The organism is Cereibacter johrii, assembly GCF_001720585.1.
Lineage (GTDB): Bacteria > Pseudomonadota > Alphaproteobacteria > Rhodobacterales > Rhodobacteraceae > Cereibacter_A > Cereibacter_A johrii.
On the sequence record NZ_MABH01000207.1, the window covers coordinates 1 to 16213 of the forward strand.

At 69.9% G+C, this 16213-nt stretch carries 12 protein-coding genes; 3 read left to right on the top strand and 9 right to left on the bottom strand.

What is annotated here, in order from left to right:
- The 4 genes from A9O63_RS18005 to A9O63_RS18020 all read right to left on the bottom strand — a co-directional run.
- A partial coding sequence (locus tag A9O63_RS18005) for a lyase family protein (RefSeq protein WP_268874951.1) occupies nt 1-537 on the bottom strand: 537 nt, incomplete at its 3' end.
- Complete coding sequence (locus tag A9O63_RS18010; protein WP_069333150.1) at nt 534-1889, bottom strand: class-II fumarase/aspartase family protein; 1356 nt, start codon at nt 1887-1889, stop codon at nt 534-536. The genes A9O63_RS18010 and A9O63_RS18005, both read right to left, overlap by 4 nt.
- Nucleotides 1890-1896: 7 nt before the next feature.
- Nucleotides 1897-2886 (bottom strand): TAXI family TRAP transporter solute-binding subunit, encoded by a 990-nt coding sequence (locus tag A9O63_RS18015; protein ID WP_069333151.1) that lies wholly within the window; start codon nt 2884-2886, stop codon nt 1897-1899.
- Nucleotides 2887-2917: 31 nt separating this feature from the next.
- Complete coding sequence (locus A9O63_RS18020) at nt 2918-5014, bottom strand: TRAP transporter permease (protein WP_069333152.1); 2097 nt, start codon at nt 5012-5014, stop codon at nt 2918-2920.
- Between the two features lie 110 nt (nt 5015-5124).
- On the opposite strand from A9O63_RS18020, the gene A9O63_RS18025 reads away from it, so the two are divergent.
- The gene (locus tag A9O63_RS18025) at nt 5125-5853 is read left to right on the top strand and encodes a GntR family transcriptional regulator (protein ID WP_069333153.1); all 729 of its coding nucleotides are present in this window, start codon (nt 5125-5127) and stop codon (nt 5851-5853) included.
- Between the two features lie 2073 nt (nt 5854-7926).
- Here A9O63_RS18025 and repC read toward each other — a convergent pair.
- The 4 genes from repC to A9O63_RS18045 form a co-directional block, all read right to left on the bottom strand.
- Nucleotides 7927-9210, bottom strand: coding sequence for a plasmid replication protein RepC (gene repC / locus A9O63_RS18030; RefSeq protein ID WP_069333160.1), 1284 nt, complete (start codon nt 9208-9210; stop codon nt 7927-7929).
- 174 nt (nt 9211-9384) lie between these two features.
- Nucleotides 9385-10335, bottom strand: a complete 951-nt coding sequence (repB, locus tag A9O63_RS18035) for a plasmid partitioning protein RepB (protein WP_069333154.1) — start codon at nt 10333-10335, stop codon at nt 9385-9387.
- Nucleotides 10332-11510: a plasmid partitioning protein RepA gene (repA, locus tag A9O63_RS18040; RefSeq protein ID WP_069333155.1), complete on the bottom strand. Its 1179-nt coding sequence runs from the start codon at nt 11508-11510 to the stop codon at nt 10332-10334. Before repA ends, repB begins: the two co-directional genes overlap by 4 nt.
- A 134-nt stretch (nt 11511-11644) precedes the next feature.
- A complete protein-coding gene (locus A9O63_RS18045; protein ID WP_069333156.1) occupies nt 11645-12343 on the bottom strand; it encodes a hypothetical protein in 699 nt (232 codons plus the stop codon).
- Between the two features lie 552 nt (nt 12344-12895).
- On the opposite strand from A9O63_RS18045, the gene A9O63_RS18050 reads away from it, so the two are divergent.
- Nucleotides 12896-14101 carry an MFS transporter gene (locus A9O63_RS18050; protein WP_069333157.1) on the top strand — a complete coding sequence of 402 codons (1206 nt, stop codon included), beginning with the start codon at nt 12896-12898 and terminating at the stop codon, nt 14099-14101.
- 10 nt (nt 14102-14111) lie between these two features.
- On the opposite strand, the gene A9O63_RS18055 is transcribed toward A9O63_RS18050, so the two are convergent.
- Nucleotides 14112-14864: an SDR family NAD(P)-dependent oxidoreductase gene (locus A9O63_RS18055; RefSeq protein ID WP_069333158.1), complete on the bottom strand. Its 753-nt coding sequence runs from the start codon at nt 14862-14864 to the stop codon at nt 14112-14114.
- 267 nt (nt 14865-15131) lie between these two features.
- Between A9O63_RS18055 and A9O63_RS18060 the strand changes: the two genes are divergently transcribed.
- Nucleotides 15132-16213 (top strand): MBL fold metallo-hydrolase (locus A9O63_RS18060; RefSeq protein WP_069333159.1); only part of this gene is annotated, 1082 nt, incomplete at its 3' end.

The window sequence follows — 16213 nt, forward strand, 5'->3', positions numbered from 1 at the left end:
GCCCGCGAAGGCCGCCGCCCGCTCCTCGAGCGCGTCCGCCATCCGCGCGAGCTCGGGCGCGAGCCGCCCGCGCGCCTCGGCCACCGCCGCGATCTGCATCACGGTCGGGAAACTGTCGTTCGAGGACTGGCTGCGGTTGACGTGATCGTTCGGATGGACCGGCGCGCGCGTCCCGGGCCCCTGCCCCGCCGCCATGTTGGCGGCATTGGCCAGCACCTCGTTCACGTTCATGTTGGTCTGGGTGCCGCTGCCGGTCTGCCAGACCGGCAACGGGAAATGGTCGTCGAAGGCCCCCTGCCCCAGCCGCTCGCAGGCGGCAAGGATCAGCCCCGCGCGCTCGGCGTCTAGCATCCCGAGCGCGAGGTTCGCCCGCGCCGCCGCCGCCTTCTGCGCGGCGAAGGCCCGGATCACCGCCACCGGCAGCCGCGGACCGCTCGCCCCGAACACCGCGAGCGCGCGCTGGGTCTGCGCGCCCCAGAGCCGGCCCTCGGGGATCTCGACCGCGCCGAAGGCATCCTCCTCCAGCCGCACCCTCATCGGCCCGCCAGCAGCCGGTCGACCATCTCGGGCGCCTCGCCCAGATAGGCCGCGGGATCGGTCAGCCGCCGGATCGCCGCCTCGCCGAGCGGGCCCGCCACATCGGGCATGGTCAAGAGCACCTCGCAGAGCGCGGCCTCCTCCTCCACCGCCCGCCGGCAGCCGGCATAGACGATGTCATGCGCCTCCTTCCGCCCGGTGTGGGGCGCCAGCGCCATCATCACCGCCTCGGCCACGATCAACCCGCGCGACTGGCCCAGATTGCGCGCCATGGCCGCCGGATGGACGACAAGCCCCGCCAGCATGAACTCGGCCTGCGCCAGCGCCCCCGAGGTCAGCGCGAAGGCCTCGGGCACCGCCGACCATTCCAGATGCCACGGCCCGGTCGCCCGCTCGAAATCATGCACCATCGCATCGAGCATGGCGGTCGCATGGTTGCGCACCAGCTTCGAGCCCGCGAGGATCAGCTCGCACGAAACGGGGTTCTGCTTCTGCGGCATGGTGCTCGAGGCGCCGCGATGGCGCACGAAGGGCTCGGAGACCTCGCCCAGCTCGCTCGTCATCATGATCGACACGTCGAAGGCGATCTTCGCGAGGCTGGCCGAGATCAGCGCCATCAGCTGCACGGCCTCCGTCACGCAGTCGCGCACCGAATGCCAGGTGATCGAGGGCACGCCGAGGCCCAGCTCGTGCGCAAGCGCCGCCTGCACCTCGAGCCCGCGCCCCGAGAGCGAGGCGAGCGTGCCAGACGCGCCCGAGAATTCCACCACCAGAAGCCGCGGCGCCAGTTCCTCGATCCGCACCGCATGGCGGTCCAGCGCCGAAAGCCAGACGGCGGCCTTGTAGCCGAAGGTCACCGGCAGCGCGTGCTGCATGTGGGTGCGCCCTGCCATGGGCGTGTCGCGATGGGTGCGCGCAAGCCCCGCCAGCGCCGCCCGCACCGCATCGAGCCTCCGGCCGATCAGCGCCAGCCCCTCGCGCATCTGGAGCACGGTGGCCGTGTCCATGATGTCCTGCGTGGTGGCGCCCCAATGCAGATAGCGCCCTGCGCCCCCCGCCGCGGCGGCGAGCTGCTCGACGATGGGCAGGATCGGATAGCCCACGATCTCGGTCTCGTGGCGCAGCCGCTCCATGTCGAGCCGCAGCCCCCCGGCCGCGGCCGAGATGCCCTCGGCCGCCTCCGCGGGGATGATGCCCAGCCGGGCCTGCGCCCGGGCGAGCGCCACTTCGGTCTCGATGCAGCGCGCGATATAGGCCTCGCCGTCGAAGAGCGCGCGCATCTCGTCATCGGCGAAGCTGCGCCCCCAGATCGGGCTGTCGATGGCGCTGACCCTGGCTGGTCTTCCCGTCATCTCGTCCTCACTTCATCTCGGCCGGGATCACCGCCTCGGGCAGGTCGATGCCCTGCTCGCGGTAGTAGCGCACGGCGCCCGGGTGGTAGGGCATGAAGCCGTTCTGGGTGACATTCTCGAGCAGCGTCTCGGCCGCCGAGGCATGGGTCGCCACCATCTCGTCGTGGTTCTCGAACACCGCCTTGACGATCTCGTAGGCGAGGCTTTCCGACATCTCCGAATTGGTGAAGGCCACGTTCCACATCGCGAGGGTGGAGATGTCCTCCTTCTGCGCGCTGTAGGTGCCGGCCGGGATGGTGAATTCCTCGGCATAGGGCACCGTGGCCTTCAGCTTGCCGATCTCTTCCGCCGACAGGCCGAAGAAGACGGTGGGCGCCAGCGTCTCCAGTTCGCTGAAGGCCGCGATGGGCAGGCCCGCGGCAGTCGTCACCGCGTCGAGCCGCCCGTCGGCCAGCTGCGAGGTCTGGTCGCCCAGGGGGCCGTTCTGGACATCGACCGACAGGTCCAGCGCCTCGAACCAGCGCGCCCAGTAGGTGCCGCCCGTGCCGCCGCGCGGGCCCGCGCCCACCGTCTTGCCCGCGAGATCGGACACCGAGGTGATGCCGCTCCGCTCCAGCGCCGCCGCCTGGAAGGGGGTGACATACATCGGGAAGAGCGCGCGGATGTCGTCGTATGCCGTGCCCGGATCGAGGTCGAGCTCGCCCTGCATCGCCTCGTAGGCCGGCCCCATCGTGGTCAGGCCGATGTCGATCCGCCCGCCATGGACGAGCACGAGGTTCTGCGTCGGCCCCTGCGTCTGCTGGGTCGAGGCGGGCACGCCCACATGGGCCGAGATCACGCTCGCGATCCCCTGCCCGTAGATGGCGTGGGTGCCCCCCGGCGAGGCGGTGCCGATCACCACCGTGCCCGGCCAGCCCGACCGGTCGGCCTCCTGCGCAAGCGCCGTGGTTCCGGCGAGCAGGGCAAGGCCCAGCCCGATGAAGCTGCGTCTGATCATGGTGTCCTCCCTTGGATCAGTCTCGGTGAAGTCAGGCCGCGCGCCCGGCGCGGGCACGGGCCAGGCGCAGCGCCACGAGCGCGCCGCACAGCACGAGGCCCGCGAGATCGGTGTAGATGTCGCCCGCAATCAGCAGGAGCGCCGCCACCGCGAAGCCCAGCCGGAACAGCACCGGCAGCCGCCCCGAGAGCCAGCCCTCGCTCGCCGTCGCCAGCGCCCAGACGCCGATGGTCGCCGTCAGCGTCGTGCGCACGATCTCGAGGAGGCCGCCCTCCAGCAGCACACCCTGATTGTGGATGAACAGGAACGGCACGATGAAGGCCGCGATCCCGTAGCGCACCGCCTTGAACGAGGTCTTCCACGGGTCCGCCCCCGCCAGCGCCGCCCCCGCAAAGGCCGACAGCGCGATGGGCGGCGTGATGGTCGAGATCACGGCATAGTAGAAGATGAACAGATGCACCGGCAGCACGCCGAGCCCCATCCGCTGCAGCGCCGGCGCCACCACCGAGGCCGCGATCGCATAGGCGGCCGTCGTGGGCATCCCCATCCCGAGGATCAGCGCGATCAGCATGGCGAAGACCAGCGCGAAGAACTCGCTCTGCCCCGCCACGCCCAGCAGCAGCGACGAGAACCGCCCGCCGAGCCCCGTCAGCCCGATCACCCCCACCACGATCCCCGCGCAGGCGCAGACCGCCGCCAGCTGCAGCGACTGCCGCGTGCCGATGGAGAGCGCCTCGATCACGTCGGCGAGCGTGCCCTGCAGCGCGCCTCCGATCCCCGCGCGCGCCCCCCGCGCGGCCAGCGCCAGCACTCCCGCGAGCCCCGCCCCGACGGCGATCAGCCCGTGGCTGTTGGCCGCAAGCCCCGGCACCAGGATCACCGTCGCAAGCACCGACAGGATCGGCACCGCATGGATCCGGCTGTCGATCCCCAGCCGCTGCTGCAGCATCACGAGCACCGCCACCGCGATCCCCCAGGACCCGGCCGAGATGATCGAGAAGCCCGCGAACAGGAACACGATCAGCAGCGCCAGCGGCGCCAGCACGAAGGCATCCCGCGCCATCGGGCGCAGCTTCGGCAGCTCCGACCGCGGCAGCCCCTCGATCCCCTCCTTGCGGGCCTCGAGGTCGATATGGATATAGACCGCGAAGTAATAGAGCAGGCAGGGGATCAGCGCCGCGGCGATGATCGTGGTGTAGGGAATGCCCGTCACCTCGGCCATGATGAAGGCCCCTGCCCCCATGATCGGCGGCGTGAGCTGCCCGCCGGTCGAGGCCGCCGCCTCGATGGCCCCGGCACTCGCCGGCCGGTAGCCCACGCGCTTCATCACCGGGATGGTGAAGGTGCCCGAGGCCACCACATTGGCCACCCCGGATCCCGAGATCATCCCGAACAGGATCGAGCCGAAGAGCGAGACCTTGGCCGGCCCGCCCCGCAGCTGCCCGAAGGCGCCGAAGGCGAGGTTCATGAAGAAATCGCCCACTTTCGAGACCTGCAGGAAGGCCGCGAACAGCACGAAGAGCACGATGTAGAGCGCGGCCGCCGCGGTCGTGATCCCGAAGATCCCCTCCATCGAATAGACGAAGGTGGTGAATTCGCCGAACCCGTAGCCGCGGTGGTAGAGCACCCCCGGCAGCCAGGGCCCGCAGAAGCCGTAGAGGATGAACAGCCCGGCAAGGATCGGCAGCGCCAGCCCCGAGGTGCGGCGCGCGAACTCGATCACCGCGACGATCCCGAGCGTGGCCACCACCACATCCGTCGTCGTCATCAGCACGCCCGTGCGCAGCACCAGCGCCTCGAGGTTCCACCAGATGTAGCCCGCCGCGGCCAGCGCCACCGCCGACAGCGCCCAGTCGAGGGCCGGCACCCGCGTGCCCGGCCGCCCGAACGGCGCATAGAGCGCGAAGGCGATCACGGCGGCCACATTCACATGCAGCGCCCGGAACACCCAGGCGTCGAGCTGCACCACATTCAGCACCGCAAGATGGAAGGCCGCATAGAGCACGCAGAGCGCCCCCACCATGGCCTTCTGCCAGCCGCCCAGCTGCCGCACCTTCGAGCCGAAATCGAACTTCTCGGCATCCTCCACGGCGGAGGTTACCCCCGCCTCACCGTTCCCAGTCGACATGGACTCCTCCTTCCATGCGTATGTCCGAACATATATGTTTGTCCGAACATAGTGAACCGGATTGCCGGGAGTCAAGCCGCCTGACAGGATGCGGCGCAAAGGAGACCGGAATGGCCAGCCGCCCCATCTATGCCGAACTGTCCGACGAACTGATTCGCGAGATCCGCGGCGGCACCTACCCCGTGGGAAGCCTGCTTCCGACCGAGCTCGAGATCGCGGCCGAGCGCCGCCTCAGCCGCGCCACGGTCCGCTCGGCGCTGAACCGCCTCGTGGCCCTCGGGCTCGTCACGCGCCAGAAGGGCGTGGGCACCCGCGTCAATGCCGCCGAGCCGCGCCCCTACGATGCTTCGACGAGCTCGCTCGAGGAACTGGCCCATTTCGGCCGGGCCACCCTGCGCGAGGTGATCTCGACCGCCGAGATCGTCGCCGACGACCGCCTCGCCCGGCGCCTCGGCTGCCGCCCGGGCAGCCGGTGGATCGACGTTTCGGTGATCCGGCGCGACCCGGCCGGCGCCGCGCCGCCGATCTGCTGGACCGACAATTACATCGATGCCGCCTATGCCGGCGTCGTGGACGAGGTCGCGGGCCATCCGGGTCTGATCGCCGACCTGATCGCGCGGCACTATGGCGTCGAGGTCGACGAGGTGCGCCAGATCATCCGGCCGGTGCGGCTCTCCGAAACCGCCGCCCGCGCCACCTCCGCCGAAGCCGGCGAGCCCGCGCTCGAGATCGTGCGCCGCTACCTCTCGGTCGGCCGCCCCGTTTACATCAGCGTAAGCCAGCATCCCGGCGACCGGTTCGAATACAGCATGTCCCTCAAGCGCTCCGGCCGCGCCTGACCCACGCCTGCCGGCGGACCGCCCCCCGCCGAGGCGCAGATCCCTCCGGGCGGCGTGAGCCTGCCCCGCGCTGCACCGCCCGAGCACCCTGCCCCTCAGCCTGCCCCGTCGAGAAGCATCCGCCTGCGTCTGCCCCGCAGCGTCAGCCCGCCTCCGCTCCCGGCGCACTCATGCACGGAGCGCCCCTGTGCAGCGGCCCCAGCGGCCCACCGCACCCAAAGGAGGCCCTGTACGACCTGTCCCTTCGCACCAGCCCAGGCGGCCGAGCCGGCTTTCGCTTCACAGGCCCGAGGCCCCGTCCCGCAGCGCCCGTCTCCTTCCGTACTCGAACGAGGCCCTGCACGACCTGTCCCTTCGCGCCGGCCCAGGCGGCCGAGCCTGCTTTCGCTTCGCAGGCCCGAGGGCCCCGTCCCGCACTGTCAGCCTGCCTCGATCCCCGAACACGGCCTTGCAGAACGTGCTTCTGCCCGTCGGCCCCGGACGAACTTGAACGGTGCCGGGAAAAGCCCGAACCATCGCCCCGAAATGTCTGTCTGCCTCAGCCCCCCGAGCTCCGCTATGCTCTGCGTGCCACTGTTCGCCGGTGCCGGCAACCGGGCTTGCGCTGCTCTGCGGTGACAAAAGGCATCGCCCACAGCGCCATCCCGCCCCCGCCGCCAAGCCCGGCGAAGCTCGAAACGCTCGTGCGCTGGCCTTTAAGACCGGCGGTTGCCGAAGTCTCCTCACAGCCACCGCGACCTCCCGCTCCCACCGTGGGAATGCTGAGGCCGACCCGTGCGACCCTTGCCGGGCCAAGAGCTCGCGTAGTCACACCCTTTGCTCCGGCGGTTGCTCCCGTCCACCACCCAGCTGCCGCGCACTCACAACCGGGCTGCCAAGAGCCAGAAGGCGAACAGCCCGAGCAGCCGGACGGACGGAGTGTGAGCCGGGCAGTTCCGTAACTGAATCGGGCAACCGGGGACGCCGGTTCGGGCGGGGTGAGTGTAGCGGCGAACCCGCCCGAAACTCCTGCGTAAGACCTGCGCATTCAGGCAGTGCGCTCCTGTCCCCAAGAGCTCATGGCTCCACAGCCGAGCCCTTTCGACACTCCCGCCAAACCCCTCTCAACGGGCGATCCGGCCCCACTATCTTTGCGGCTCCTCCTGAGAGCAGCGCCCCGATGCACGGCCAAACCGCCTTGACTTCTGGAGAGGAGTCCAAAACCCGGTGACACGCGCATCCCGGCACGGCGCGCCGCAGCTTGCGATGTCTCTCACCCTTTGGCCGCCGGAAGCGCACACGACACGTTTCTTCAATCTGGAAGGAGCTCAGACCGCAAACCCGGCTTCGACACGCTGCAGATCCACGCCGCGGCCAAGCCGGATCCGGCGACCGGCGCGCGTCATGTCTGCCTCTCGTCCAGCCTCGAAGCGCAGCGGCCGCGACTGAACGCGCCGCCGAGACCGCACCTCAGGCGCATCGAGCGCCTGCCGCGACCGCGCAACGGCCGAACGCCCGAACCTCGGCGATAACGCTGGATTCCTGCGCGAGATCGGCCACCTGCTCCCGTAACTCACCGTCTAGGCTTCTCGCGTCGATCCCTAGATCGCCAAGGGGGCGGGGCCGCAACTGGTCAAATCCAATCAATTTTCCGCATTTTTCAACGTCATGACAGTGACTGTGCAGCCTATGATCTGCAGCGCGAGGACATCCTCTCGAAAGTTGACAGCTGTCAACTTTCCATCCGATTTCCATCCGAACCCCGCCACCCAGCCGAAGAGGTTCCGCAAGCGACGCTCGCCCGCTTCACATCGAAGAACAGTCCATCCCATTCCGGCGCCGGCAATCGCCGCACCCCCGGAGGTCGTCCTGGAGCTGCTTTCCGAGTTGACAGCTGTCAACTTCCGAAGCCCGCCGCATCAGCGCCGCCGACCCCAGTCAAGACCGACCGTCCCCAAGACACAAACAAGGAGACAAACTACTCCTCACCACCGCACGACCAGAAGCAGAGGTCTCGCTCCACTGCCGAGCCTGTCCACCGCTCGAAGCTGCAATCCTGCTCAACCGACCCGGATCCGCTCCTCCGAGGTCGCCTCACGCGGCCACACGCGACTCGGCCAGCAGCGCCATGATCATTGGCGTGGGCGAGAAGGCCCCCTCGCTGGCGCGGCGGGTGAGGGCCCGGAGATAGCCGCCGGGATTCCGGATCGAGGCGAAGCGTTGCAGGATCGCGGCAAGAGCGACGGATGCCGCCTCGGCGCCCATTTCCACTTTGGCCTCTTCCCAGGCGGACGGCGTGATCCCCATCATGCCCCGCAGACGACTCGCGGCGGCGGTCAGGTCGCGCCAGCTGCGGATCTCCGGCGCATAGGGCTCCAGATCCGGGCAGGCTTTCAGGACAAGCCCAAGCGGAAGTGTCGGGGCAGGCCGCTGATCCTCGCGGCCCTCTGTCAGGCGGCGCTTCGCAGTTTGTGTTTCGTCAGGGTCCGTCCGGTGGTGTGAGGCTCCGTTAGCCTCTTCGTCCCGACTCTCGCTGCCCATGTCTCGGCAGGGGTGCTCGGCGCTGCCGTCGGCTTTTCCACAGCCATGCCCGCCTTCAAGATCAGTAGAATCTGTCTTTGACTCTGTATGGTGCCGCCCGATCCGACCGCCTGTGCCGTCCATTTCCGCCGCGCGGAGCACCAGCACCCGCCGGATCTCCCCAAGCACGAGGTCCAGTGTCCGCGCCATCTCTGCCAGATCGGCCAGCGTCAGCCGCCGGCGCAGGGCGCGCCGGATCGGCATCAGCCGCGGCTCGATCCCCGCCGCGCGGCCCTCCGGGTCGGCATAGGCGGCGAGCTTGGTCGCATCGCGGAGCTTCAGCACCAGCGCCGTCCGGGCCCGCGCCACTGCTTCGGCTTCGGCCTCGAGGGCCGCCGCCGTCTCGGCGATCTCGGCCGCCCGGACGAGGAGGGGGCGCAGGTCGAAGCCATAGGCCGTCACCAGCTCGCCCGCGCGATTGCGGTGGGCATAGCGCTTGCCGTTGGCACTGTCGCGCCGCGCCACGAGCCCTGCCTCGATCAGCGCCGCGAGATGACGGCGCAGCGTGCTCTCGGCCATGCCATGGGCCCGCTCCGAAAGGCTGGCATTCGACGGAAAAACCACGAGCGGTGCCGCATCGGACAGAACCCGGCCGGGCAGAAAGCTCAACAGCGCATAGAGCACCGCCAGATCCCGGTCCGAGACGCCGAAACGGGTGCGGGCGGTGCGCAGGTCGGCGAACAGCGCCCATTTATCGATCTCGGGCAGGGGAGAGCGCGCCTCGGCGAGCCGCTGGCTCGCGAGGATCCCAGCCGTCACCGGCTGGCGCCCGAAGGGCGTCAGGGAAATGTGGTGCATGGCGATGTCACGCAGCAAAAGAGATCCGGCCACCCGGGAGGTGTTGACAGCCGTGCAGTCCCGCAGCTATTCTCGAGGTGCTAGATCAAGAATGGGCCTCTCGGGATGTCATGTCCTGGGGGGCTTTTTCGTTCTGCCGGTCGTGCTCCTTTCTCTGTGGGTTGCGGGGCGTGGTTACTTCCCGTTCCGATCGCTTTCCCAGGAACGGTGAAGATCGGGCAGGTTCTGGAGCAACCACTCCTCGAACCCTTTCGCATGGCTCCGGCGCAGCCGCAGCACGACCGAGGCCGCACCGCGGCTCACATCGCCCAAGGGCCGGCCGTCGTGGCCCTTGATCGGCTCGCTGCGCAGCGGGGCAGGGGGCTCGCGCCGCCTTTGGCCCGACAGATAGGCATAGAGCGCCTCGAACCTCTGGTCCGACCCCTGTCTCTCGGCGGTCAGCGACATGGTGCCGATCAGCGTGTCGGGATCCTCGCCGGTCTTCTCCATCAGGTCGGCCAGGGCGAGCCAGCGGTCGCGGCCGATGCCGGGCGCCGCGCCGATCGCTTCGATCAGGGCGACGGGCACCCGCTCCGACACGGAAACCATTCGTGAAATCAAGGTCTTGTCGACGGACAGCGCATCGCAGATCGCCTTGCGGTCATAGCCCGCATCCGCCATCTGCCGCGCGAAATTCACCTTCTCGATGAAGGAGAGATCGCGCCGGGCCGTGTTCTCCTGACCCTGGGCCAGCACCGCCTCGCGGTCGTCGAGATCGCGCACCAGCGCCTTGACCGGCTGGCCGAGATCGCGCAGCGCCAGCACGCGGCGCCGGCCATAGACGATCTGAAAACGATTTTCATCGGTGGGGTGCGGCCGCACCAGCACCGGAACCTGCTGGCCGTAGGTGGCGATGGAGCGGGCAAGTTCGGCATCCTCGGCCGCATCGCTCTCGAGCCGGTCCTGCAGCCCGCCCGCGTCGATCAGGAACGGGTCGACCTCGATCACCGCGCGCGCCTTGAGATCGGCGATCGAGCGCGAGACGGCGCCGATGGCCCCCTTGGTCGCCCTCGGCCGCTCGGCCGCCGCCGGGGCAGGGGAGGTGGTGCCGGCCATCAGGCCCTGAAGGATGTTCTTGCGGCTCATGTGCGCCCCCAGGCGGTCTGGATCAGCCCCTCGATTTCCTTGTTCACGGCGTTCAGGCTCTCGATCGCGCGTTCGTAGGTCGAGCGGGTGAAATCGCTTTTCTCCACCTCGTAGAGCGTCTGCTTGGTCAGGCCCGCATCCGAGATGGCGGTCGATTTCAGCACCGGATGGTTCAGCACATGGTCGCCGAACAGCGAGCGCATGAAGCTCACCATCTGGTTCTGCGGCCCGTCGCCCGGCTCGTAGCGGGTGACGAGATAGCGCATCCAGTCGTAGCTCATGTCGCCGCCCGCGTCGGCCACCACGCCGAGCAGGTTGGAGGTCATGAGCAGGAACTGGCACATGGACATCACATCGAGCATCTGGGGGTGGACGGTGACGAGCACGGCCGTCGCCGCGGAGAGGGCGGACATGGTGAGGAACCCCAGCTGCGGCGGGCAGTCGATCACCACCACGTCGTAGTCGGATTCGATCTCCGCCAAGGCATCCGAAATCCTGGTGAAGAAAAGGTTGCCGCCGCGCACGGAGAGGGCGCGGGGCGTGTCATGCTCGAATTCCATCAGTTCGAGATTGCCGGGAACGATGTCGAGCCCGGTGAAATATGTTTTCTGCACCACCGACGAGAGCGGCAGTGGATCTTCGTAGCGGATGGCATCGTAGAGCGTGCCGCCGTCGAGCAGGTCGAATTCCGGCTGGAATCCGTGCAGCGCCGACAGCGAGGCCTGGGGATCGAGGTCGATGGCCAGCACCCGGTAGCCGTCGAGCGCCAGTTTCTGCGCGAGGTGGGCGGCGGTCGTGGTCTTGCCCGAGCCGCCCTTGAAATTGATCACGGTGATGACCTGGAGATGGTCGCCCTCGCGCCGGCCCGGCAGGTAGGTGCCGGGGGTCTTGGCGCGCTTCTCCAGCAGCTTGCGCAGCTCCATGATGTCGTCGGAGCGGTAGAGGCGGCGCCCGCCGGGGCCCGTCTCGGGCTGCGGGCCGCGGCCCTCGAGGCTGAGCTTGCGCAGATAGGCGTCCTTGACGCCGAGAAGGTTCGCCACCTCGCCCGAGGTGAAACGCCGGAGCTCCTTGCGGGCGTTCGGCGGGAAGAGCTGCGCCCGGTGGGCCATCAGCCGCTCCGACAGGCGCGCCGCATGATCGCCCACCAGGCGGTCGATCCGTTCCTTCACTTGCATCCCGCTCTCCGCCGTTTGTTACGGCATTTTCTGTTATCTTCGCCTCTTGGCGTAAATGAATGCGCGAGATCCGGGATTCGGGCAAGGAGAATCTTCCGTATCTTGTGGTGCGGGGAGCGGCTGCCACAAGGCGGTCAGAGGCGGCGCAGCGTGAGGGCGCCGACGAGGAGGACGCCCGTTCCGGCGAGGGCCAGGACGGGCAGGTTGAGCGGCGCGAGGTTGGCGAGGATCACGCCCGCGAGCGCCCAGGCCACGGCTGCGCCGTAGGCGGGGGCGCGGGGCCCGCGGAGGATCACGGCGAGGGCGCAGGCCAGCGCGAGGGCGAGGGCCGCAAGGGCTGCCGCCTGCGCCGACAGGAGGCCGTGTCCGGCCGCGACCAGCCCCAGCGCCACGCAGGCCGCGGCGGTGAGCCATCCCGCATAGAGGGCTATGGGCCCGCGCTGCCACCAGGGATCGTGGGGGCCGCTGCGCAGGAGGGCTGCCACGGCGCCGGCGAGCATGGCCCAGATCATGGCGGTGGCGGCGATGGGGGCGGCATTGGCGACGGGGATCCAGGCCGCACCGATGGCGAGGCTCGCCAGCAGCGGGGGCCGCATCCGCTGCCAGTCCGGGTCGCGGGCGCGTTTCCAGAGGCCGAAGCCCGCGCCGAGGATCAGCCAGAGATAGATCGCGCCCCAGATCGCGAAGGCATAGCCTGCGGGCTGCACCGGCGGATCGACCTGCGGGATCGGGAATTGGTCGGCGGTGAAGCCGTTGAAGCCCTGCGTGGTGAGCGGCGAGGCGGCGAAGGCCAGAGCGGCCAGAAGGGTGAGGAGGGGCAGGAGGCGGGTCATCGGTCTCTCGTCGTTGCCTGCCTGCCAAGCTAGCGGCGGAAGGGCAGAGGACCATGGGCGCAGTGCCGCAGGCGCGCATCCGGCGGCGGGCGGCCCGACGCGGGAGGGGTCTCTCCGTTCCGGCCCATACGCGCGCGGAGGAGGTGAGCGACGGCGCCCTGCCACATTCGGGGCAGCGTTTCCGGCCCGCGTGCGTGGAGGCGGCGGGTAGGTGAGCGGCTTGTCCTTCTGCACCATGTATTCCGGGCCGCGTGCGCGGAGGAGGCGGCCGTCCTCGGTCACCAGGCAAGGTCATTTCCCTTCCGGCCCACACGCGCGGAGGATGTGGGCTGCGGCCTGCAGGAGGAACTGGATCGGGCCATCGGTTCGCTGGAAGGGGGAATGTTCCGCGCGAGAATGGGGTGAAAAATCTTTTCGTAGTGGCTCTGCGGCGGGGAGCGGCTTGCGGAGAAAGGCGCGGGTGGGGGTCTGCGCTCTTGCGACGGGCGGGCGTCTATGTGCAAGTGGGGCGGTTGCCCCATCGGGGGCCCATCCAAAGCCGAAGTTACCGACATGACAACCGCGACCGTGACCCGTTCCGGAACCCACCTCGCCGTGCTGGTGGTTCTGGGGCTGACCCATCTGCTCAACGACCTGATGCAGTCGCTGATCCCCGCCGCCTATCCGATCCTGAAGGAGTCCGCCGGGCTCGACTTCGTGCAGATCGGCATGATCACCATGACATTCCAGATCGCAGGCTCGCTTCTGCAGCCGGTGGTGGGAACGCTGACCGACCGCAAGCCCATGCCCTATTCGCCGGTGGTGGGGATGATGTTCACGCTCTCGGGGCTGGTGAGCCTCGCCTATGCCCAGAGCTATGCGACCATCCTCGTCTCGGTGGCGCTGATCGGGATCGGCTCGTCGATCTTCCACCCCGAGGCCACGCGCATGGCCCGCTATGCGGCGGGCGGGCGGCAGGGCCTCGCCCAGGGGATCTTCCAGGTGGGCGGGCAGGCGGGCGGCGCGCTCGGGCCGATCGCGGCCGCGCTCGTCATCGTGCCCTGGGGCCAGCCGAGCCTTGCGGGCTTTGCCGTCATCGCCCTGCTGGCCATGCTGCTCCTGTCGTGGATCGGCAGCCGCCAGCGCGCGATCAGCGCGGAATTCGCCGCGCGCCGGGCCAAGGCGGGGCAGGGGGGCGCGGCACCGCGCCATGCGCCCGCCACCATCGCCGTGGGCCTCGTGGTGCTGACGCTGCTCATGTTCGCCAAGAATGCCTACGGCGAGAGCTTCCGGTCGTTCTACACCTTCTATCTGATGGAGCGGTTCGGCCTGTCCATCCCCTCGGCGCAGGTGATGCTGTTCCTGTTCCTCGTGGCGGCCGCGGGGGGCGTGCTGATCGGCGGCATCGTGGGCGACCGGATCGGCCGGCAGCGGGTGATCTGGATCTCGGTGCTGGGGCCGCTGCCGCTGACGCTGATGCTGCCCTATGCCGACCTCTTCTGGACGGGCATTCTGACGGTGGCGATCAACCTCATCATGGCGAGCGCCTTCGCCTCGATCCTGATCTATGCGATGGACCTGCTGCCGAACCGGATCGGGCTGATCGGCGGGCTGTTCTACGGGCTGAACTTCGGCCTGGGCGGGATCGCGGCCGCGATCCTCGGCGTGCTCGCGGAAAGCTACGGTGTCGAGACGGTCTACCGGATCTGCGCCTTCCTGCCGCTGATCGGGCTTCTGGCCTGGTTCCTGCCCCGTCTCGAGCCGCATCAGGGGGGCTGACCGCCCCCCCTCAGCCGTCCTTCGGCTCGGCCATCTTCCGGTGCATCTCGGCCACCATGCCCGCGGGCAGGATCTCGGCCGCGGTGCTCTGGATCTTGTTGGCGAGGCCCGGCGTCACCTGCTCGCGGCCCTTGAGCATCGCCTCGTAGCCCGCGCGGGCGACCTCTGCGGGATCGTCCTTCTTCGCCTCGCCCACGCGCGTGTCGAGCATGCCCGCGCGGGCGAAGAAGCCGGTGTCGGTGGGCCCCGGCATCAGGCAGGTGACGGTGACGCCCGTGTCGCGCAGCTCGTGGGCCAGCGCGATCGACAGCGCATTCACGAAGGCCTTGCTGGCATTGTAGGCCGCCTGGAAGGTGCCGGGCATCGTGCCCGCGATGGAGCCGGTGAAGAGCACCCGGCCCGAGCCGCGCGCCACCATCGGCGGCAGCAGGCGGCGGGCAAGAAGCGCGGTGCCCACCACATTGGTGTCGAGGAGATCGAGGATCCGGTCCTCGGGCTGCTCGAGAAAGGCGTGCCCGAGGCCGGTGCCCGCGTTCAGGAACAGAAGATCCACCGGGGTGCCTTCGAGGTGGGCACAGACGGCGTCGATGCCGTCGGGGGTGGAGAGATCGAAGGGCAGGGACTCGGCCGCGAGGCTTTCGGCCACCGTGGCGAGGGCGGGGTCACGGTCGACGAGGATGAGCTCGTGCCCGTCGGCGGCGCAGAGGCGGGCGAGGTCGAGGCCGATGCCGCTCGCGGCTCCGGTGATGAGGGCGCGTCCCATGGGTGTCTCCTTGCTGGGGCGGGGGCGTCCGGGGAGGGCCTCCGCAGGAGCGCGCCCCGGAAGAGGCGCGCCGTGGGTGCGGTGAACCGGCCGGGCGGCCGCATGTTCCCCGGCCTTAGGCCGCCCGCGTGCCGGAACATCGGGCGCGCCGGGCGGTTTCGGCGCCGACTGGCAGGAGGAGAGCCCGATGGAGAGATCGCAGCCCACGCAGGCGCAGCCCACGCAGGCGCGCCGGGAGAGGACGGCGGCCGGGCGCGGGGACGGGCGATGATCCCGGTCCGGCTTCATGCCGCGCTCGATGCCTTGTCGGTGGCGGGGCTCGTGCTGGGGCCGCGGGCGGCGGGCTGGCCGCGGAACCTCTCCGGGCCGCTGGCGGCGGCCGGGGCCTTCGTCGCGGCCTACAGCCTCGCCACCCGATACGGGGAAGGATCCTCGGGCGTGCTGAGCCTCGGCGAGCACCGGGCGCTCGATGCGATGCAGGGGGCGGGCTTCTGCGCGGCGGCGCTGAACCGGCGGCTGCCCCTCGAGGCTCGGGTCGCGATGGGGGGCTATGGCGCCTTCTCGCTTCTGGCGGCGGCACTGACCGACCCGGGCCCCGAGGTGCGGCAGGTGGGCCGTCAGCTGCCGCTTCCGCAAGGTGCGGTGCGGCGGCGGCCGGGGCCGGGCCGGACCTGGCAGGTGGCGCCGGGGGTGCATTACCTGCGGCTCGGGATCGTGAATGTGGCCTTCCTGGGCGAGGTCGGGGCGGGGGATCGCGGCTGGACCTTGGTCGATGCGGGCCTGCCGGGCAGTGCCGGGGCCATCCGGCGGGCGGCCGAGGCGCTGTTCGGGCCGGGGGCGCGGCCGGCGCGGATCCTGCTCACCCACGGCCATTTCGACCATGTGGGCGCGCTCGAGACGCTGGCCGAGGTCTGGGATGCGCCGGTGCTGGCCCATGCGGCCGAGCGACCGCATCTCGACGGCTCGCGGGACTATCCGCCGGGCGATCCGTCGGTGGGGGGCGGGCTCATGGCGCGGGCGGCGCCCTTCTATCCCACGGGGCCTGCCGATGTGGGCGCGCGGCTCTCGGACCTGCCTGCGGACGGCACGGTGCCGGGCCTTTCGGGCTGGCGCTGGATCGCGACGCCGGGGCACGCGCCGGGGCATGTCTCGCTCTGGCGCGCGGCGGACAGGGTGCTGCTCGCGGGCGATGCGGTGGTGACGGTGCGGCAGGAGGAGGCCTATGCGGTGGCGCGCCAGCGGCTCGAGCTGCATGGGCCGCCCGCCTATTTCACCCCCGACTGGGAGGAGGCGCGGGCCTCGGCCCGGCGCCTCGCCGCGCTCGCGCCGGAGGTGCTGCTGTCGGGCCA